This is a genomic window from Ensifer sp. LBL (assembly GCF_050435225.1).
GTDB lineage: Bacteria > Pseudomonadota > Alphaproteobacteria > Rhizobiales > Rhizobiaceae > Ensifer.
The window spans coordinates 219,564-238,392 of sequence record NZ_JBNDJY010000007.1 but is presented as its reverse complement, the minus strand read 5'-3'; the positions used below and the strand labels follow the sequence as shown (position 1 = coordinate 238,392).

Genomic DNA, 18,829 nt, shown 5'->3' with positions numbered 1-18,829 from the left:
GGGCTCAGCAGCCGGCGACGAAGCGGTCGACGTCCTCGGCCTTGGTCGCAAAGCTGGTGACGAGGCGATAGAGGCCCTCGTTCTTGGCAAGCTTGCCCTCAAGATCGTGCGGCACCGGCCAGTCGTAGAAGACGGCGCCATCCTTCCTGAGCTTCGTCGCCACATCCTTGCTGATGATGGCGAAGACCTCGTTGGCATCGGCCTGCCAGGCAAGCCGGCTCGACTTGGAGGCGGCAATGCCTTCGGCCATGCGTGTGGCCATGGCGTTGGCGTGACGGGCGAGGTTCAGCCAGAGATCGCCGGCGAAATAGGCGTCGAACTGCGCCGAGACGAAGCGCGACTTGGAAAAGAGCTGGGCGGAGCGCTTGCGCAGGAAGTGCATCTCATGCGCCTTGGAGAGGTCGAACAGCACCAGCGCCTCGGCGCACCAGCAGCCGTTCTTGGTGCCGCCGAAGGAAACGAGGTCGACGCCGCGCTTCCAGGTCATTTCGGCGGGCGTCGTGCCCAGGCTGACGAGTGCATTGGCAAAGCGCGCACCGTCCATGTGCAGCGGTAGTTTGTGCGCCTTGGCGACGGCCGAGATCGCCTCGATCTCAGCGAGCGAATAGACCGTGCCGCTTTCCGTCGCCTGCGTCAGCGATACTGCACTGGGCTGGCCGCCGTGGACGTTGTCGAGCGGGAAGCGGCGGATCTCGGCTTCAAGGCGGGAGGCCTCCATCTTGCCCCGCGGTCCGTCGACGGGTTTCAGTCGGGCGCCATGCGAAAAGAACTCGGGCGCACCGCATTCGTCGGCGATGACATGGGCCTCGCGATGGCAGAAGGCGACGCCGCCGGCGCGGTTGGTTGTTGCCAGCGCCAGCGAATTGGCGGCCGTCCCGGTGCCGACGAAGAAGACGGCGACCTCCCTTTCGAAAATCTCCGCGAACTTCTTTTCCACCTTCCGGTCGAGCTCGCTGGTGCCATAGGCCGATGCGTAGCCGCCGGCATGCGCCATCAGGCTTTCGGCGATCGCGGGATGGGCGCCAGCCCAGTTATCAGACGAAAAAATCATCACTTCTCACCCTGTTTCACCGTCATTTCGACGGCTTTTGCCGACCTTAGCCGAGTTTATAGCCGGATCAATCACGGTGAGAGGCCGAAAGGCCAACAGGAGACCAGTTTGAAACCAAAATGAAGAAAACGACGATATGCCGTAATTAAATTATAAAAGCCGGAAATTTCCGGCAATGTTCGGCAAAATCTTCTCCATTATTTGCTGATATGCCTCTTGCGGAGGGGGGTGGTTTCTGGCATAGAGCACATGAAATAGGACAGGTTTGCTGTCCTATTTCGGTCTAGGGACCGGAACAATCGCCGTGAGTGCCTAAAAAAGTGGCAGCCGGCGTGCGCAGCGGGAGGATTAACCGGATTTCATCCGGTTGTTATCGCCTGCCGTCAGGATGGTCGCAGACATCAGTGCCTGATGATGCCGTGCTTATTTGCGACCTGATCAGGATCATGAGACGATGAGTGCCCCGGCTTTTCGGCGTGTCTTTGCACGCAACGAAGAGTCATGCGCGGGCGGTGCCATGCCCGGCGGTGCCGGGTTCAACAGGAGGGAAAACGATGACGGATCATTCGCCATCACAGCAATCTGGGCTCAACCTCGCACACAGCGTTGCGACGGCTGAAAAAACGCCCGCATTCCCGACTGGCCTGCCGCGAAAACAGGGTCTTTACGATCCGCGCAACGAACATGACGCCTGCGGCGTTGGCTTCGTCGCCCATATGAAGGGCCAGAAGTCGCACCAGATCGTGCGCGACGGTCTCTTCATGCTCGAAAACCTGACGCACCGCGGTGCCGTCGGCGCCGACCCGCTGATGGGTGACGGTGCGGGCATCCTCGTGCAGATTCCCGACCGCTTCTTCCGCGAGGAAATGGCCAAGCAAGGCATCACCTTGCCGAAGGCAGGTGAATATGCCGTCGGCCACATCTTCATGCCGCAGGACGATGCGCTGGTCGAACACTTCAAGCAGGTGATCAAGGACGTCGTTACCGAAGAGGGCCAGGTGCTCATCGGTTACCGCGACGTGCCGGTCGACAATTCGTCGCTGTCGAAGGCGCCGGAAATCGCCGCGACCGAGCCGCGCCATGTCCAGATCTTCATCGGCGCCGGCCGTGACGCCGCCACGAACCCCGAGTTCGAGCGCCGTCTCTTTACGCTCCGCAAGGTGATCTCCAACCGCATCTATGACGAATACAAGGGCGAGGAGAGCAACTTCTACCCGGTGTCGCTGTCGTCCTCGACGATCGTCTACAAGGGCATGTTCCTCGCCTATCAGGTCGGCGCCTATTATAAGGACCTGGCTGATCCGCGGTTCGAAAGTGCGGTGGCGCTCGTCCATCAGCGCTTCTCGACCAACACCTTCCCGTCTTGGAAGCTGGCGCACCCGTACCGCATGGTAGCGCACAACGGCGAAATCAACACGCTGCGCGGCAACGTCAACTGGATGGCGGCGCGCCAAGCCTCTGTATCCTCGCCGCTCTTCGGCGACGACATCTCCAAGCTCTGGCCGATCTCCTACGAGGGCCAGTCGGACACCGCTTGCTTCGACAACGCGCTCGAGTTCCTCGTGCAGGGCGGTTATTCGCTGTCGCATGCCGTGATGATGCTGATCCCCGAGGCCTGGGCCGGCAACCAGCTGATGTCGCCTGAACGCAAGGCGTTCTACGAATACCACGCGGCGCTGATGGAGCCGTGGGACGGCCCGGCCGCGGTCGCCTTTACCGACGGTCGCCAGGTCGGCGCGACGCTCGACCGCAACGGTCTGCGTCCGGCCCGCTACATCGTCACCTCGGACGACCGCGTCATCCTCGCATCGGAAGCTGGCGTGCTGCCGGTCGACGAAGACAAGATCGTCAAGAAGTGGCGCCTGCAGCCGGGCAAGATGCTCCTGATCGACATGGAACAGGGCCGGATCATCTCCGACGAGGAGGTGAAGTCCTCGCTCGCGCAGAAACACCCCTACAGCAAGTGGCTCGAAGACACCCAGCTGATCCTCGAGGAGCTGAAGCCGGTGGAGCCGCGTGCGCTGCGCCGCGACGTGTCCCTGATCGACCGCCAGCAGGCCTTCGGCTACACGCTCGAAGACACCAAGATCCTGATGTCGCCGATGGCGACGACCGGCCAGGAAGCAATCGGCTCGATGGGCACCGACACGCCGATCTCGGCGATGTCAGACAAGCGCAAGCTGCTTTACACCTATTTCAAGCAGAACTTTGCGCAGGTCACCAACCCGCCGATCGACCCGATCCGCGAAGAGCTGGTGATGAGCCTCGTCTCCTTCATCGGCCCGCGCCCGAACATCCTTGACCACGAAGGCATGGCGCATGCCAAGCGTCTTGAAGTGCGCCAGCCGATCCTGACCAATGGCGATCTCGAAAAGATCCGCTCGATCGGTCACACCGAGGATCGTTTCGACACCAAGACGCTCGACTTTACCTATGACATTTCGCGCGGTGCCGAAGGCATGCCGGAAATGCTCGACCGGCTCTGCGAGCGCGCCGAAGCGGCGGTAAAGGGCGGCTACAACATCATCGTGCTCTCCGACCGCCAGGTTGGTCCGGACCGCGTGGCGATCCCAGCGCTGCTTGCGACCGCCGCCGTGCACCACCACCTGATCCGCAAGGGTCTGCGCACGTCGGTCGGCATCGTGCTTGAATCCGGCGAACCGCGGGAAGTGCATCAGTTCTGCCTGCTCGCCGGTTACGGCGCCGAGGCGATCAACCCCTACCTCGCCTTCGATACGCTCACCGACATGCACAAGCGTGGCGAGTTCCCCAAGGAAGTCGACGGCAGCGAAGTGGTCTACCGCTACATCAAGGCCGTCGGTAAGGGCATCCTCAAGGTGATGTCCAAGATGGGCATCTCGACCTACCAGTCCTATTGCGGCGCGCAGATCTTCGACGCCGTCGGCCTGTCGTCGAAGCTTGTCGACCAGTTCTTCTTCGGCACGGCGACGACGATCGAAGGCATCGGTCTCGAAGAGATCGCCGCCGAAACCGTCGCCCGCCACAAGGCGGCCTTCGGTGCCGACCCGGTTCTCGCCAACTCGCTCGACATCGGCGGCGAATATGCCTTCCGCATGCGCGGCGAAAGCCACGCCTGGACGCCCGACGCGATCGCCTCGCTGCAGCATGCAGTTCGCGGCAACGCAGAGGACCGGTACCGCGAATTCGCCGAGATGGTGAACAACTCGGCGCTGCGCATGAACACCATTCGTGGCCTGTTCACGATCAAGAGCGCCGAGGCCCTTGGCCGCAAGCCGATCTCGGTCGACGAGGTCGAGCCGGCCGTCGATATCGTCAAGCGCTTCTCCACCGGGGCCATGTCCTTCGGCTCGATCAGCCGCGAGGCGCATACGACGCTGGCGATCGCCATGAACCGGATCGGCGGCAAGTCGAACACCGGCGAAGGCGGCGAGGAAAGCGACCGCTACCTGCCGCTGCCCGATGGTTCGATGAACCCGGAACGTTCGGCGATCAAGCAGATCGCCTCCGGGCGCTTCGGTGTGACCACCGAGTATCTGGTCAATGCCGACATGCTGCAGATCAAGGTGGCGCAGGGTGCCAAGCCCGGCGAAGGTGGCCAGCTGCCCGGCCACAAGGTCGATGCGACGGTTGCCAAGACCCGCCATTCGACCCCGGGCGTCGGCTTGATTTCGCCGCCGCCGCACCATGACATCTATTCGATCGAAGACCTGGCGCAGCTGATCTACGATCTGAAGAACGTCAATCCGGAAGCCGACGTTTCGGTCAAGCTCGTCTCGGAAGTCGGCGTCGGCACGGTTGCCGCCGGCGTTGCCAAGGCGCGCGCCGACCACATCACCGTTGCCGGCTTCGACGGCGGCACCGGCGCTTCGCCGCTGACCTCGCTGAAGCACGCCGGTAGCCCCTGGGAAATCGGCCTGGCCGAGACCCAGCAGACGCTGGTGCTGAACGGCCTACGCTCGCGCGTCGCCCTTCAGGTCGACGGTGGTCTGAAGACCGGCCGCGACGTCATCATCGGCGCGCTGCTCGGTGCCGACGAGTTCGGCTTTGCGACCGCACCGCTGATCGCCGCCGGCTGCATCATGATGCGCAAGTGCCACTTGAACACCTGTCCCGTCGGCGTTGCGACCCAGGATCCGGTGCTGCGCAAGCGCTTCAAAGGCACGGCCGAGCACGTCATCAACTACTTCTTCTTCGTGGCCGAGGAAGTGCGCGAGATCCTGGCGTCGCTCGGCGTCAAGAAGCTCAACGATATTGTCGGCGCGTCCGAGCTGCTCGAAAAGGACAGCGCGCTTGCCCACTGGAAGGCCAACGGCCTCGACTTCTCTAAGATCTTCCACAAGGTGGAAGCCAAGAAGGAAGAGACATACTGGACCACGCGCCAGCAGCACCCGATCGACGACGTTCTCGACCGCAAGCTGATCAAGGAAGCAACTGTCGCGCTCGAAACCAAGGCTCCGGTCAAGATCGAAGCCGAGATCAAGAACGTCGACCGGTCGGCCGGCGCGATGCTTGCGGGTGCGCTTGCCAAGCGCTGGGGCCACAAGGGCCTGAAGGACGACACCATCCACGTGACCCTCAAGGGCACGGCCGGCCAGTCCTTCGGCGCGTTCCTGGCACGCGGCATCACCTTCGATCTCGTGGGTGACGGCAACGACTATGTCGGCAAGGGTCTCTCGGGTGGTCGCATCATCGTCCGTCCGCCGGAAAACGCGACGATCGTCCCGCAGGAGTCGATCATCGTCGGCAACACCGTGCTCTACGGCGCGATCTCGGGCGAATGCTACTTCAACGGCGTGGCCGGTGAACGTTTCGCCGTGCGCAACTCCGGCGCTGTCGCGGTCGTCGAGGGCGTGGGTGACCACGGCTGCGAATACATGACCGGCGGCGTCGTCGTCGTGCTCGGCGGGACGGGCCGTAACTTCGCGGCCGGCATGTCGGGCGGTGTTGCCTATGTGCTCGACGAGGAAGGTGACTTCGCCCGTCGCTGCAACATGGCGATGGTCGAGCTGCAACCGGTTCCGGAAGAGGACGACATGCTGGAGAAGCTGCACCATCACGGCGGCGACATCATGCATAAGGGCATGGTCGACGTGTCCGGCGACATGACACGCCACGACGAGGAGCGGCTTTATCAGCTCATCTCCAATCACCTTCACCACACGGGTTCGCCCCGGGCGAAGGAGATCCTCGACCACTGGACGGATTACCGGCCGAAATTCCGCAAGGTCATGCCGGTCGAATACCGCCGTGCGCTTGAGGATATGGAACGCATGAAAATGGCAGAGGCGGCTGAATAGGAGGCCCCGGTGACCAAGGCTCCCGGTTCATTGCAGATCGGTTCGGGGGCCCTTCACGCGCGCTTGTCAAAAGCGCCTGTTCAGACGCAAAGCTTTCAGGATGAAACGATGGGTAAGGTAACTGGATTTCTCGAGATCGACCGGCAAGTGGCAAAGTACCAGCCGGCGTCCGACCGCATCCGCCATTTTCGCGAATTCACCATTCCGATGTCAGAACCGGAAGTGCAGAAGCAGGCCGCACGCTGCATGGACTGTGGCATCCCCTATTGCCACGGCCCGACCGGCTGCCCGGTGCACAACCAGATCCCGGACTGGAACGACCTCGTCTACAACGGCAACTGGGACGAGGCGATCCGCAACCTGCATTCGACCAACAACTTCCCGGAATTCACCGGTCGCGTCTGCCCGGCGCCGTGCGAGGAAGCCTGCACGCTGAACCTTGAAGACACGCCGGTCGCGATCAAGACCGTCGAGCAGGCGATCGCCGACAAGGCCTATGAGATGGGCTACATCGTGCCGCAGCCGGCCGTCACCAAGACCGGAAAGAAGGTTGCGGTCATCGGCTCGGGACCTGCCGGCATGGCATCGGCCCAGCAGCTTGCCCGCGCCGGCCACGAGGTTCACGTCTACGAACGCGAGACCAAGCCCGGCGGCCTGCTGCGCTACGGTATCCCGGACTTCAAGATGGAAAAGAACTTCATCGATCGCCGCGTCGATCAGATGCGCGGCGAAGGGGTCACTTTCCATTGCGGCATCAATGTCGGCGTCGATGTCCCGATGCAGCGCTTGCTCGACGATCACGACGCCGTGCTTTACTGCGGCGGCTCCGAGACTCCGCGCGACGCGGGCATCCCCGGCGTTCAGTTCGCTGGCGTTCATGATGCGATGCCCTATCTCGTCCAGCAGAACCGCCGCGTCGGCCGTGAGAACATCGACAGCGTCGGCTGGCCGTCGCAGCCGATCCTTGCCGGCGGCAAGCACATCGTCGTCGTCGGCGGTGGCGATACCGCGTCCGACTGCGTCGGCACCGCTTTCCGCCAGGGCGCGGTCAAGGTGACCCAGCTCGACATCCGCCCGCAGCCGCCGGAAAAGGAAGACAAGCTTGCCGTCTGGCCGTTCTGGGCAACCAAGATGCGCACCTCCTCCAGCCAGGCCGAAGGTGCGATCCGCGAGTTCCAGGTGGCGACGCTCGAATTCATCGGCGACGAGGACGGCAACCTCACCGGCGTGAAGTGCTGCCAGGTGGATGATCGCCGCAAGCCGGTCGCCGGCACGGAGTTCATCATCAAGGCCGATCTCGCCTTCATCGCCATCGGTTTCAGCGGTCCCTTCACCAACAGCGTGATCAAGGACCTCGGCGACAAGCTGACGCTCAACACCGACCGCCGCGGCTCGACCAACGTCGTTGCCAACGAGCGTGACTACAAGACCTCGGTCGACAAGCTTTGGACCGCCGGCGACGTGCGCCGCGGCCAGTCGCTCGTCGTCTGGGCGATCCGCGAAGGCCGCCAGGCGGCGCGCGCGATCGACGAGGCGCTGATGGGCTCGACGACCCTGCCGCGCTAAGCAAGTTCACTCCCAAGCATGAAAAAAGCCCCGCAGCGATGCGGGGTTTTTTTTGTGGCCGGGCCAGAAGGCCGACTGTTCGTCGATCTAGTTCCGGATCACCGGGTTGCTGATCACCGTGCTCGGTTTCGACAGGCGGAAGTCATCGACGCGACCGGCCGGGGCGGCGGCGACGTCGCCCTTGCCCACCAGCAGGTCGCGCGGGCTCTTGCCGTTGCCCTTGTCCGGTGCTGCGCTGCCGAGCAGGGACGCGGCGCCATCGAGCGCCGGATCGGTCAGCCCGATCGGCTGGGTCTTGACGATATCCTCGTTGCCGAGCGGTGCGGTCACCACAAGGTCCTTGAGTTCGTCGGCGCCCGGTACGTTCTTGTCGGTTGCGGCGGCATCGCCGAGCAGCCGGCGGATGTCCTTCTCCACATAGAAGGCGAGCTTGCGCTTGCCCGCCTTGGTCAGGTTGACGCCGTCGGCGCCGCGCAGGCGCACCTGCTGGCCGTTGATGTCGGACCCGGTCAGCACGAATTTGCCGCCCTCGTCGACGAAACCGTCCCAGATGTCGACGAACTGGCCACCGACCTTCTCGATTTCCTCGCGGTAGATGCCGTTGAAGGTGACCATGTCGGCGGTCATGGCGGCCGACTGGAATGGTGGCATGCCGACCCAGAGAACCGGCAGCTTTTCCTTGCGCGCAAGGGCTGCCAGCGCGTTGACGCGCTTGCGATATTCTTCCGTCCAAAGGTCGGAGCGGAACTTCTCCTTGGTGCTGCCGATCTGCATCTGCTGTCGGTCATTGGCGCCCAGGCTGATGATGATGACCGACGGCTTCACTTCGCCGACATAGCCCGGCAGCGTGCCGGGCCAATTGAAATAGTCCTCGCGCACGAGACCGGACGAGCCGTTCGCGCGTGTCTCGATGGTGATGCCGGGCGTCATCTCGAAGGCGGTCTTCAGGCCGTCGCCAAGGCTACCGGCCATGAAGTCGCCGACGACGAGCACCTTCTTGGCATCCGGCGCCTTTTCCACCACCACGGGCGCCGGGGCAGCGGTGTCGGCAGGTTTCGGCTTCTGCTTCTGTTGACCCAGGCCCTTCTGGCGCTGTTGCGGCTGGCGCTGGCGCTTCGGGCGCGGCTGTTCGGGAAAATAGTCCCGGTCCTCATAGACCGGCCGCTCGCGGCTCAGTCCGCCAAAGAGCATCTGGAACAGATTGCGCCGCTGCACCCGCTCCTGCGCCTCGGCAAAGCTGGCGAACAGGCTGACGGTGAGCATGGCCGCAAGCGCGATCATGATCGTCGCAATCCCGAACGGCGTCCGGCCCTGTTGCCTGCTGCGCTTGCTCGTCATCTGCTTTTCTGCCCGTTCATACGTGTTCCGGCGGCGCCTGGCCGCTGTCACGGATCAGCGCGCCGCAGGGAATGCAGCGCGCCTTTTCGGTCTTTTATCTCACGGATACGTAGATCGTGAAACCGTTTCGAGCCTGCTAGTTGCGTAGCGCCCGCAGCAGCATCTGGGTCGGCTCTCCATCCGGCGCCAGCCCGTTCTTCGACTGGAACGCCTGGATCGCGGCCTTGGAGCCGGAGCCGAAGTTGCCGTCGACTTCGCCGCTGTAGTAGCCAAGCTCCTTCAGGCGGTTCTGCAACTCGAACTTCTCGCTGATATCAAGCGATCCGTCCGGGCGCGGCCAGCGCTGTTGCATCCCCTGGTAGCCGGCGATCTGGTCGGCAAGCAGGCCGACGCCGAGCGCGTAGCTGTCCGACGCGTTGTAGCGCTTGATGACGAAGAAGTTCTTGGTCATCAGGAAGCCCGGGCCCTGGCCACCGCTCGGCAATTTGAGTTCGGCGCGTGTGCTGCCATTGCGGAAGCCCTTGCCGTTCGGCCGGGCAAAACCGAGCGACGCCCATTCCTTGAGCGTCTTCGTCTGGCCGGAATACTTCGCGGCATTGGCCGGCGGTGCGACCTCGTAGCCCCAGGTCTCGCCCGGCTGCCAGCCGTTCTTTTTCAGAAGGTTGGCGGCGGTTGCCAGCGCGTCCGGTACGGAATTCCAGATGTCGCGGTGACCGTTCCCGTCTGCGTCGACCGCATAGAGCAGGTAGCTCGTGGGGATGAACTGGGTGTGGCCCATTGCGCCCGCCCAGGAGCCGGTCAGCTCACGCGGGGTGATATCGCCTTTCTGCAGGATCTTCAGCGCGGCGATCAGCTGCTTCTTGGCATAGTTCGACCGCTTCGGATCCGCATAGGCAAGGGTGGCGAGCGCGCGCGGCACGTAGTGCAGACGGTCGTCCTTTTCCAGCACGGCGCCGTAGTTGGACTCCATCGACCAGATGGCCAGCAGAATGGTCTTGTCGACGCCGAAGTGTTTCTCCAGCGCGTTCAGCGTGCGGGCGTGCTTGGTCGCCATCTCCTGGCCGACGCGCTTGGTGTAGGGGTTCACGCGGGAATCGATATATTCCCAGATCTTGTGCTTGAACTCCGGCTGGTAGTTGGCCTTGTCGATCACGGTCTGGTCGGGCGACTTCACGCCGGCAAAGGCCTGGCGGTAGGTTGCCTTGGTGATGCCTGCCTGGGCGGCGGTCGCGTAAAACTCGTTGATCCAGTTCTGGAACCCGGTATCGGCGCGCGCAGGCGCGGTGCCGAGGGTGGCGGCGGATAGGACGAGGGCGGCTGCGATATGACGGAAAAACGTCCTGCGGTTTCTGATCATCAGCTGTCGGTTCCGTTTCTCTGCGGAGTTTCGGCCGTCATGGCCCGAATCACTCCGCAAGGTGGCAGTCTGGGGCCAGCCTCGACGGTGGGGGCACTCGTCGGCGGCTCCTGGTTCGGATCCGGCCGCGCTTGTTGCATTGCCGGATTGCAACGAATCTACAGAAACGTGGTCAACAAACCCTTTACCATGAAAATGTGGTGGCGTCTTCGGCCACAGAAAATGTCAAGCCTTGGTCGTGGAGTTCGCATATGCATTTGTTTCGTCGGTTCATGCTGTGTTCAGCTGACGGCATAGAGATTGCGGCTCCATTACGGAGCGCTGTATGGTTCGGGACGGATTGACGTCCAGGACCATTCGGCAAGAGTTATGAGTGAAATCCTTTCAAGGAGGTATCGATGACCGACAAGCGTAAAGTCCGCAAAGCCGTGTTCCCGGTCGCAGGACTGGGCACCCGTTTCCTGCCGGCGACCAAGGCCGTGCCGAAGGAAATGCTGACGGTGGTGGACAAGCCGGTCATTCAATATGTGGTCGACGAAGCGCTGGAAGCCGGTATCGAGCATCTGATCTTCGTCACGGGCCGCAGCAAGGCGGTGATCGAGGACTACTTCGACATCCAGGTCGAGCTCGACCAGACGCTCCGCGAGCGCAACAAGAAGGCCGAGATCGCGCTGCTCGACGGCATCCTGCCGAAGGCCGGCACCACAAGCTTCACCCGCCAACAGGCGCCGCTTGGCCTTGGCCACGCGGTCTGGTGCGCCCGTGATCTCGTCGGCAACGAGCCGTTTGCGCTGCTTCTGCCCGATATGATCATGAAGGGCGAGAAGGGCTGCCTCAAGGGCATGGTCGAGCTCTATGAACAGAGCGGCGGCAACGTCATCGCGGTTGAGGAATGTGCTCCGGATCAGGCGCACAAATACGGTATCGTCGGCGTTGGCGACAAGGTCGGCGAAGGTTTCAAGATCACCAAGATGGTCGAGAAGCCGGCACCGGGCACTGCCCCGTCGAACTTCTTCATCAACGGCCGCTACATCCTGCAGCCGGAGATCTTCCCGATTCTCGAAAAGCAGGAGCGCGGCGCTGGCAACGAGATCCAGCTGACCGACGGCATGCTCAAGCTTTCCGACAACCAGCAGTTCGCCGCCTACCACTTCCGTGGCGATACCTATGACTGTGGCGCCAAGGACGGCTTCATCCTGGCCAACGTTGCGTTTGCGCTCGAGCGTGGCGACATCCGCCCGACCGTGGAAGGTCCGCTGAAGAGCCTGCTCGGCAGCCTGAAGTAATCGGCTTTCTCTTCTCGAAGGCAGAAAGGCCGCGTCCATCGGACGCGGCCTTTTTTATCTGATGATCGGATTGCCTCAGCGGCGGAGCGTCAACCCGACGCCGACACGGGTGATGTCGGTGGTGTCGCCCTGATCGCGGGTGGTACGCTCGTAGCTGACGTCGCCCGTCAGCGCCAGGTAGCGGTTGATGTCGTAGGTGAGGCCGGCGCCGGTGCGCCAGGTGGTCTCGTCCGACGAACGGGCGTTCGAGGGGTAGTTGCGGAGCGTCAGGTTGTTCGTCAGTCGCGCGACCAGGTCCGAGCGCATCTGGTGGGTGATGATGTTGGTGAAGTTGTAGTCGATCGAGCCGGCATCGCCCGGCGTCGTCGACGGGTTGAGGTCGGTCGAAACGGCGAAGAGCACGTCGGTACCGCGTTGCGGCGACCAGTTGAGGCGGCCATCGACCGATAGGCCGCTGAGATCGCCAAGTCGGCCATCCTCGAAATTGTAGGTCTCGTAGCCGAGGCCGAGCTCGCCATAGAGCTTCTCGCCGAGGTCGAGCTCGATACCGCCGCGTCCGGCATAGGTCTGGTAGGAACGTTCGAAGCCGAGCGGGTCCTGGCGCAGGTCGTAGAGCGACTTGCCGACGGAGCCCTCGATGAACGGGATCAGCGCCGGCGACAGTTCGTAGCCGACGCGGGCCGTCAGCATGCCGGTGTTGCGGTTTCGATACTTGACCGACAGGTTCGTGCCGTTTTCGAGTTCGACATCGCCATAGGTGCGCCGGTCGAAATCGATGCCGACCGAGCCGCGGATCAGGCCGAAGTCGCGCTCGATGGCGGCGCCAAGGCGGTAGGTGTTGACGGCGGACTGGTCCTTGGCGTTCGAAATCGCGTTCGGGTCGTCGGCGTCTTCGCGCTCGAAGCTGTAGCCAGCGCGCAGACGGGCGATCGTCTCGTCCCAGAGATCGAGGCGCAATTCGGCATCAACATTGGCGCGCGGCTCTTCCTCGCCCTCGCCGGAGATGTTGTTCTGCAGCACGCCTTCGCCAGTGACGATCAGCTGATGCCGCGACCAGTCCGACGTCAAGGTGCCGCGAATTCCGGTTTCGAGATAGCCGCGGTTGGTCTTGGTGTCGCCGTCCTTGCGCCATTCGTGATTGATGGTCTCGCTGATTTCAGGGCGCAGCGTGAAGGTGCCGAGGCGAATGCCCGCTGCGCGATCGTATTCGGGGTCATAGGCCCGCAGCCGCAGGCCGTCGAGCGTCGGCTCGCGCTGGTTCAGGCGGAGGTAATCCTCGTTTGAAGCCGGTGTCAGATCGTCGGCGCTGACGGCGCCGGTCGTCTGCGGATCGGTGATCGCGGGTGTCGTGGCCGGGACGGCTGACGGTGCCGTGCCGGCAGTATAGGTCGTCGCCGGCGCGGTCGTGGCGGTCTGGGCGTTCAAGGACGCCGGGACAAGCAGCGCCGTGCCAGCCAGCAGTAACGCCAGCGAGGCTGAACGCCGCGCGTCTCCTTTGGTCGAGCGAGATGTGCCTGGCACCATATGCCGTTTGTCCACGAGCCTGATTGCAATCCTTTCGCAATCGTAAAGTGACGTGGTTAAGCAATCGTTTCCAAGCGGAAAAAACGTCGTGGCATCAGCCGCTTGCGGTTACGCCTTCGACGGTCAGGTTGCGGCCGTTGGTGGAAACGACGCGCACCCGCGTGCCGGCCGGCAGGTCCGGCCCCTCGACGATCCAGAACGTGTCGTCGAGCCGGATCCGTCCCCGGCCCTCGGCGATCGGCTTCTCCAACACCGCCGTGCGGCCGACGAGGCTTTCGGCGCGCTGGTTCAACAGCGGCTCGTCGGACGTCTCGGAGGTGGAGAGAACGAAGCGGCGGCCGAGCAGAACGGCCGCCACCGACAGCAGTGCAAAAAGCACCAGCTGAACCTGCCAAATCCAGAAACCGACCTCCCAAAGGAGGAGGGACAGGATGCCGACGACAAGGGCCGCGACGCCGATCCAGATCAGGAACACGCCGGGCGCGACGAGCTCGGCTGCCAGAAGCACGAAGCCCAGAACCCACCAGCTCCAGGGTCCGAGTTCTTGAATGGCGCGTTCGATCATGGGTTACTTCCCTTGCGAGGGATCGGCCGGGAAGGCCGGCGTGGTGCGCGGCGTCGACTGGCGCGGTCTCGCCGGCGTGGTATCGCCGTTGCCGAAGACTTCCTTGGCGATGGCGCCGATACCGCCGAGCGAACCGATCAGCGCCGAGGCTTCCATCGGCATCAGCACGATCTTCTGGTTGTTGGCGGTGCCGATCGAAGCGAGCGCTTCGGTATACTTCTGCGCGACGAAGTAGTTGATCGCCCGCACGTCGCCGGCCGCAATGGCCTCGGAGACCATCTTGGTCGCCTTCGCCTCGGCTTCCGCCAGACGTTCGCGCGCCTCGGCGTCGCGGAAGGCTGCTTCACGCTGGCCTTCGGCCTGCAGGATCGCCGACTGCTTGGCGCCTTCGGCGCGCAGGATCTGCGCGTTTCTGGCACCTTCGGCTTCCAGCACCTGGGCGCGCTTCTCGCGCTCGGCCTTCATCTGCCGCGCCATGGCATCGACCAGGTCCTTCGGCGGTGCGATGTCCTTGATCTCGACGCGGGTGATCTTGATGCCCCAGGGGCTGGCGGCCTCGTCGACGACGTGCAGCAGCCTGTCATTGATCGTATCGCGGTTGGACAAGAGCTCGTCGAGATCCATCGAGCCCATGACCGAGCGGATGTTGGTCATTGTCAGGTTGAGGATGGCATTCTCCAGATGCGCGACCTGGTAGGCGGCCTGCGCGGCGTTCAGGATCTGGTAGAAGGCGACGGCATCGGCCGAAACGCTGGCATTGTCCTTGGTGATGACTTCCTGGGTCGGTACGTCGAGCACCTGTTCCATCACGTTCATCTTCGCGCCGATCCGGTCGATGAAGGGAACGATCAGGTTGAGACCAGGCTCAAGCGTTTTCGTGTACCGGCCAAAGCGTTCGATCGTATAGCGGTAGCCCTGGGGCACCGTCTTGATCCCCATGAAGAGGACCAGGATGATAAGCACCACGAAGCCAATGACGACGATATCCATTCCGCCCAAGATATACCCCCTTAAATTGCAATCTCGACCTGTGGCTGCAGTCTAGCGTATTCCGTTTCCATTCGGAATCGGTTTTCCGCGGATTGCGCGTAAATTCAAAATGTTAGAAAGGCGCACTCGCCGGTGGGCGAGCGCGCGGCTCCTTCATCCTGAGGTGGTGATCGGCCTGCCGTTTTCAAGTGGGCTGGCGGGAGGCTCAAAGCCAGCCGGCAAGCTCCCGGCGCACGACGTGTTCGAGCACGGCCATGCCTTCGGCGCTGTCGTTCAGACAGGGGATGTGGGTGAACTTCTCGCCGCCATTGTGATGGAAGCTCTCAGCCGCCTGCTCGGCGATCTCTTCCAGCGTTTCGAGACAGTCGGAGACGAAGCCGGGATTGAGCACGGCGATGCGCTTGACGCCATCCTGGGCGAGCTTTTCGACCGTCTTGTCGGTGTAGGGCTGCAGCCATTCTTCGGGCCCGAAGCGCGACTGGAAGGTGACCTGGAGCTTGTCCTTCGACCAGCCGAGCTTCTCGCGCAGCAGCCGCGCGGTCTTCTGGCACTGGCAGTAGTAGGGGTCGCCCTTGTCGAAGTAGCTCTTCGGAATGCCGTGGAAGGAGGTGAGCACCACTTCCGGCTCCCAGTCGAGCGTCGCCAGGTGACGCTCGATCGAGGTCGCCAGGGCGTCGATGTAGACGGGGTCGTCGTGATAAGGCGGGACGGTGCGCAGCGCCGGCTGCCAGCGCATCTTCAGAAGCGCCTCGAAGGCCTTGTCGTTGACGGTGGCCGTGGTGGCGGCGGCATATTGCGGATAGAGCGGGAACACGAGAATGCGTTCGCAGCCGGCCTTCTGCAGCGCGTCCATGCGCGATGCGATCGACGGCTGGCCGTAGCGCATGCCCCAGTCGACGATTACGTTGGGCTGGTCGGCGAAGGACTTGGCCATCAGTTCGGACTGGTTGCGGGTGTAGGTCCGCAGGTAGCTTTCGTTCAGGTCCTTGTTCCAGATCGTCTCATAGGCCTTGCCGACCTTGCCGGGGCGGGTGTTGAGCACGATGCCGAACAGGATCGGGTACCAGAACAGCCGCGACCATTCGATCACCCGGCGGTCGGTCAGAAACTCCTTCAGGTAGCGGCGCATCGAGGTGTAGTCGGTGCCGTCGGGGGTGCCGAGATTGACCAGCAGGATGCCGACCTTTCCGGATTTGACGGAAGGGTGGTTGGCAGGAGTGGTCACGGCAAGCTGATCGGTCATCTTCATCCTCGTCGGGTCCCCGCATCGGGACGCCGCTTTCGTTCCTTCGGTTTCCAGTCCTTCTAAAAAGAAAAGCCGGCGCGGGGAAGCCCGCGCCGGCCCTGAAAGGAGAGGCAAATTGTCTTACTTTGCCGGAATCTCCAGTTCCTTGCCGACATGCAGGGCGCGCGGCGCCGGCTTGCCGTTGGCGTCTGAGATCTTCTTCCAGAGTGCGCCTTCGCCGTAGAAGGCCTTGGCGAGGTCCCAGAGCGTGTCGCCCTTGGCGATCACATGCTTCTGCGGGCCGCTCGCCGCCGCGGCGGCGCCAGCGCTTGTTGCCGGCTGGGTTGCCGTGGCGTCGGCCGCCGGCTTTGCTTCGGTTGCCGGCTGTTCGGTCGTCCCAGCGCCTGCGGCCGAAGCGACCTCGGTGATGCGGCCGTCGGTATAGGGCTTGAACGGCTGGTGGGCGGCGAGGTAGTCGGCAAGCACGGTTTCGAGGCCCGGACCGTAGTCGTAGGCGTTTTCACCCTGCGTCTTGAAGACGTCGTAGCCGTCGCCGCCATTGCGCATGTAGTTGTTGGTGACGAGCGAATAGGTCTTGGCCGGATCGAGCGGGACATAGGCCTCGCCCTCCTTCACCTCGACCGAGACGACGCGGCTGCCGACCGGCTTCGACTTGTCGAAGGAGAACTTCATGCCGGCCACCTGCGGGAAACGGCCGCCGGCTTCCTCGAGCTTGCTGAGGCCGTTTTCAAGGGCTGCACGAATGCCGTCGCCCTTGATCTGGAAGGTCGCAACGGTGTTCTGGAACGGCAGCACGGTGATGGCTTCGCCCATCGAAACGTCGCCGGCATCGATGGAAGCGCGCAGACCGCCACCGTTGGTGATGGCGATGGTCACGCCCTGGCCCTTGACGCGGTCGAGCATGGCGTCGGTAAGCAGGCTGCCCATCTCGCACTCTTTGGCGCGGCAATTCTCACGCGAGCCGTCGATCGGCGCTTCGGTCTTGGCGATGATCTTCGAGCGCAGCTCCTCGATCGGCTTGCCGAGTTCGGCGACGCGGGCAAGCACGGATTCGTCCGGCTTGACCGAGCTGTCGACGAGAATCGGATCGCCCTTGGCAGACTTGACCACGCCCTTGTCGTCGAAGGTGACGACGAGGTCGCCGAGATACTTGGTGTAGGAGCCGGCCTGGACCACCGGGACCTTGTAGCCGCCGGGGTTGTCGACCATCGTCGGGTAAGGACCCTCGGCCTTCGCATCGGTGTTGGAGAGCAGGCTGTGCGAGTGGCCGCCGACGACGACGTCGACATCCGGGATCTTGGCGATGGCCGCGAGGTCGCGCGGATAGCCGACATGGGTGAGCGCGATGATCTTGTCGACGCCCTGCTTCTTCAGTTCCTCGACGGCTGCCGTGGTGGTGGCGACGTCGTCACCGATCAGGATGTCCGGGCCGGGGGAGGAGAGTTCCGGCGTGTCGTTGGCAACCGCGCCGACGATGCCGACCTTCTGGCCGCCGACGTCGAGCACGAGCGACGGCTTGATGCGATCGCCGATCTTCGACTTGACGCTCGGCAGCACGTTGGCGGTGACAACAGGGAAGGCGATCTTGTCGAGGAAGCCGGCAAGGCCGTCTTCGCTCTCGTCGAATTCATGGTTGCCGACGGTCATCGCGTCGAACTTCATCAGGTTGAGGAATTCGGCTTCCGCCAGGCCCTTGTAGGTGGTGAAGAACAGCGAGCCCTGGAAGTTGTCGCCGGCGTTCAAGAGCAGCACGTTCTTGCCTGAGAGGTCCTGGCGCTTCTGGTCGATCAGCGCTTTCAGGCGCGCGACGCCGCCGAAGCACTCGTTCTTGCCTTCCTCTTCTGCCGAGCAGGTGGAATCGAACTTGTTGATCGATTCGATGCGGGAATGAAGGTCGTTGATATGCAGGATGTTCAATTCATAATCGGCGAAGGCTGCGCCCGAGGAAAGGGCAAGAATGGACGCGGTCATCAGGCCGGTCCGCACGTGTCTGATCATGATGTTCTCCTGTTTTTTTGCCTATTGTCGTCCGACCGCATCCGGCCGTCGAAACGGATCCGGTCCCCACGATCGGGGTGGCTTTGCCGGGCCGGATGTTTTCATCACTTGGAGGCGACTTCAAGCGTTAAAACCATGCCCTGGTCGTCGGGTTTACCGTTAAGGTTAAGTCGTGGCGCTGAAACGAAAAAAGCCTCCGAGTGGAGGCTTTTGTTGTTTCCGGTTTGCTGTATTAGCCGCGTCGCGCCAGCGAGAACTGTGCCCCGGCATCGGTCGTGCAATTGAGCTGGTTCTGGGTGACAAGAGCGCAGGCGACCTTGGACTGGGTGTTGCGCACCAGCGAGGTCATGTTGATCTCGACAAGGGTCGGGCTCGTCTTGACGTAGTTGCCCGAGGCGAGCAACTGATTGGTGTCGGTCGTGCGCGTGGAGAAGGTACCGCCGGCAAATGTCGAGACGATACCGTTCGGGTCCACCCAGGAGCCCTCGACGCCCGATGCCTGGCGTGCCGGCTGTCCACCGTCATCGATGATCCGTGGCGACGACTGGCAGGAGGCAAGCGCCGCCGCGGTTGCGATTAGGGTCAGAACGGCGAATGGCTTCATAGGCGATTTCCCCCGCGTTTGGGTC

General features: G+C 63.0%; 12 protein-coding genes. 3 read left to right on the top strand and 9 right to left on the bottom strand.

Translation table 11 applies throughout. The features are described from left to right. Positions 1–4: 4 nt before the first annotated feature. On the bottom strand, positions 5–1,051 hold the full coding sequence (locus OKW20_RS26305) for a threonine aldolase family protein (protein ID WP_429176861.1): 1,047 nt from the start codon (positions 1,049–1,051) through the stop codon (positions 5–7). A gap of 554 nt (positions 1,052–1,605) precedes the next feature. Here OKW20_RS26305 and gltB point away from each other — a divergent pair. Both gltB and OKW20_RS26295 read left to right on the top strand, forming a co-directional pair. Beyond that, positions 1,606–6,330 (top strand): glutamate synthase large subunit, encoded by a 4,725-nt coding sequence (gene gltB / locus OKW20_RS26300; protein WP_429176858.1) that lies wholly within the window; start codon positions 1,606–1,608, stop codon positions 6,328–6,330. A 108-nt stretch (positions 6,331–6,438) separates the two neighbouring features. Next, positions 6,439–7,896, top strand: coding sequence for a glutamate synthase subunit beta (locus tag OKW20_RS26295; protein ID WP_043610662.1), 1,458 nt, complete (start codon positions 6,439–6,441; stop codon positions 7,894–7,896). Between the two features lie 87 nt (positions 7,897–7,983). Here OKW20_RS26295 and OKW20_RS26290 read toward each other — a convergent pair whose 3' ends face one another. Together OKW20_RS26290 and OKW20_RS26285 are read right to left on the bottom strand one after the other, a co-directional pair. Beyond that, on the bottom strand, positions 7,984–9,234 hold the full coding sequence (locus OKW20_RS26290) for an SGNH/GDSL hydrolase family protein (protein WP_429176855.1): 1,251 nt from the start codon (positions 9,232–9,234) through the stop codon (positions 7,984–7,986). A gap of 136 nt (positions 9,235–9,370) precedes the next feature. Further along, complete coding sequence (locus tag OKW20_RS26285; protein ID WP_429176852.1) at positions 9,371–10,591, bottom strand: lytic murein transglycosylase; 1,221 nt, start codon at positions 10,589–10,591, stop codon at positions 9,371–9,373. 398 nt (positions 10,592–10,989) lie between these two features. On the opposite strand from OKW20_RS26285, the gene galU reads away from it, so the two are divergent. After that, positions 10,990–11,877: a UTP--glucose-1-phosphate uridylyltransferase GalU gene (galU, locus tag OKW20_RS26280; protein ID WP_043610659.1), complete on the top strand. Its 888-nt coding sequence runs from the start codon at positions 10,990–10,992 to the stop codon at positions 11,875–11,877. A gap of 75 nt (positions 11,878–11,952) precedes the next feature. On the opposite strand, the gene OKW20_RS26275 is transcribed toward galU, so the two are convergent. From OKW20_RS26275 to omp10, 6 genes are all read right to left on the bottom strand, one after another. Further along, on the bottom strand, positions 11,953–13,401 hold the full coding sequence (locus OKW20_RS26275) for an outer membrane beta-barrel protein (protein WP_043610657.1): 1,449 nt from the start codon (positions 13,399–13,401) through the stop codon (positions 11,953–11,955). Positions 13,402–13,495: 94 nt separating this feature from the next. Beyond that, on the bottom strand, positions 13,496–13,966 hold the full coding sequence (locus OKW20_RS26270) for an NfeD family protein (RefSeq protein WP_402325498.1): 471 nt from the start codon (positions 13,964–13,966) through the stop codon (positions 13,496–13,498). A gap of 3 nt (positions 13,967–13,969) precedes the next feature. Beyond that, positions 13,970–14,965, bottom strand: a complete 996-nt coding sequence (locus OKW20_RS26265) for an SPFH domain-containing protein (RefSeq protein WP_429176849.1) — start codon at positions 14,963–14,965, stop codon at positions 13,970–13,972. A gap of 196 nt (positions 14,966–15,161) precedes the next feature. Continuing rightward, positions 15,162–16,199, bottom strand: a complete 1,038-nt coding sequence (hemH, locus tag OKW20_RS26260) for a ferrochelatase (protein WP_429114703.1) — start codon at positions 16,197–16,199, stop codon at positions 15,162–15,164. Positions 16,200–16,322: 123 nt separating this feature from the next. Continuing rightward, positions 16,323–18,200, bottom strand: coding sequence for a 5'-nucleotidase C-terminal domain-containing protein (locus OKW20_RS26255; protein ID WP_429176846.1), 1,878 nt, complete (start codon positions 18,198–18,200; stop codon positions 16,323–16,325). A gap of 232 nt (positions 18,201–18,432) precedes the next feature. Beyond that, positions 18,433–18,804 carry an outer membrane lipoprotein Omp10 gene (omp10, locus tag OKW20_RS26250; protein WP_043610649.1) on the bottom strand — a complete coding sequence of 124 codons (372 nt, stop codon included), beginning with the start codon at positions 18,802–18,804 and terminating at the stop codon, positions 18,433–18,435. Between the last annotated feature and the right edge of the window lie 25 nt (positions 18,805–18,829).

Bases quoted from the DNA above. Each gene is read 5' to 3' on its own strand.
- OKW20_RS26305 (WP_429176861.1), bottom strand. From the start codon at position 1,051: ATGATTTTTTCGTCTGATAACTGGGCTGGCGCCCATCCCGCGATCGCC.
- gltB (WP_429176858.1), top strand. From the start codon at position 1,606: ATGACGGATCATTCGCCATCACAGCAATCTGGGCTCAACCTCGCACAC.
- OKW20_RS26295 (WP_043610662.1), top strand. From the start codon at position 6,439: ATGGGTAAGGTAACTGGATTTCTCGAGATCGACCGGCAAGTGGCAAAG.
- OKW20_RS26290 (WP_429176855.1), bottom strand. From the start codon at position 9,234: ATGACGAGCAAGCGCAGCAGGCAACAGGGCCGGACGCCGTTCGGGATT.
- OKW20_RS26285 (WP_429176852.1), bottom strand. From the start codon at position 10,591: ATGATCAGAAACCGCAGGACGTTTTTCCGTCATATCGCAGCCGCCCTC.
- galU (WP_043610659.1), top strand. From the start codon at position 10,990: ATGACCGACAAGCGTAAAGTCCGCAAAGCCGTGTTCCCGGTCGCAGGA.
- OKW20_RS26275 (WP_043610657.1), bottom strand. From the start codon at position 13,401: ATGGTGCCAGGCACATCTCGCTCGACCAAAGGAGACGCGCGGCGTTCA.
- OKW20_RS26270 (WP_402325498.1), bottom strand. From the start codon at position 13,966: ATGATCGAACGCGCCATTCAAGAACTCGGACCCTGGAGCTGGTGGGTT.
- hemH (WP_429114703.1), bottom strand. From the start codon at position 16,199: ATGACCGATCAGCTTGCCGTGACCACTCCTGCCAACCACCCTTCCGTC.
- OKW20_RS26255 (WP_429176846.1), bottom strand. From the start codon at position 18,200: ATGATCAGACACGTGCGGACCGGCCTGATGACCGCGTCCATTCTTGCC.
- omp10 (WP_043610649.1), bottom strand. From the start codon at position 18,804: ATGAAGCCATTCGCCGTTCTGACCCTAATCGCAACCGCGGCGGCGCTT.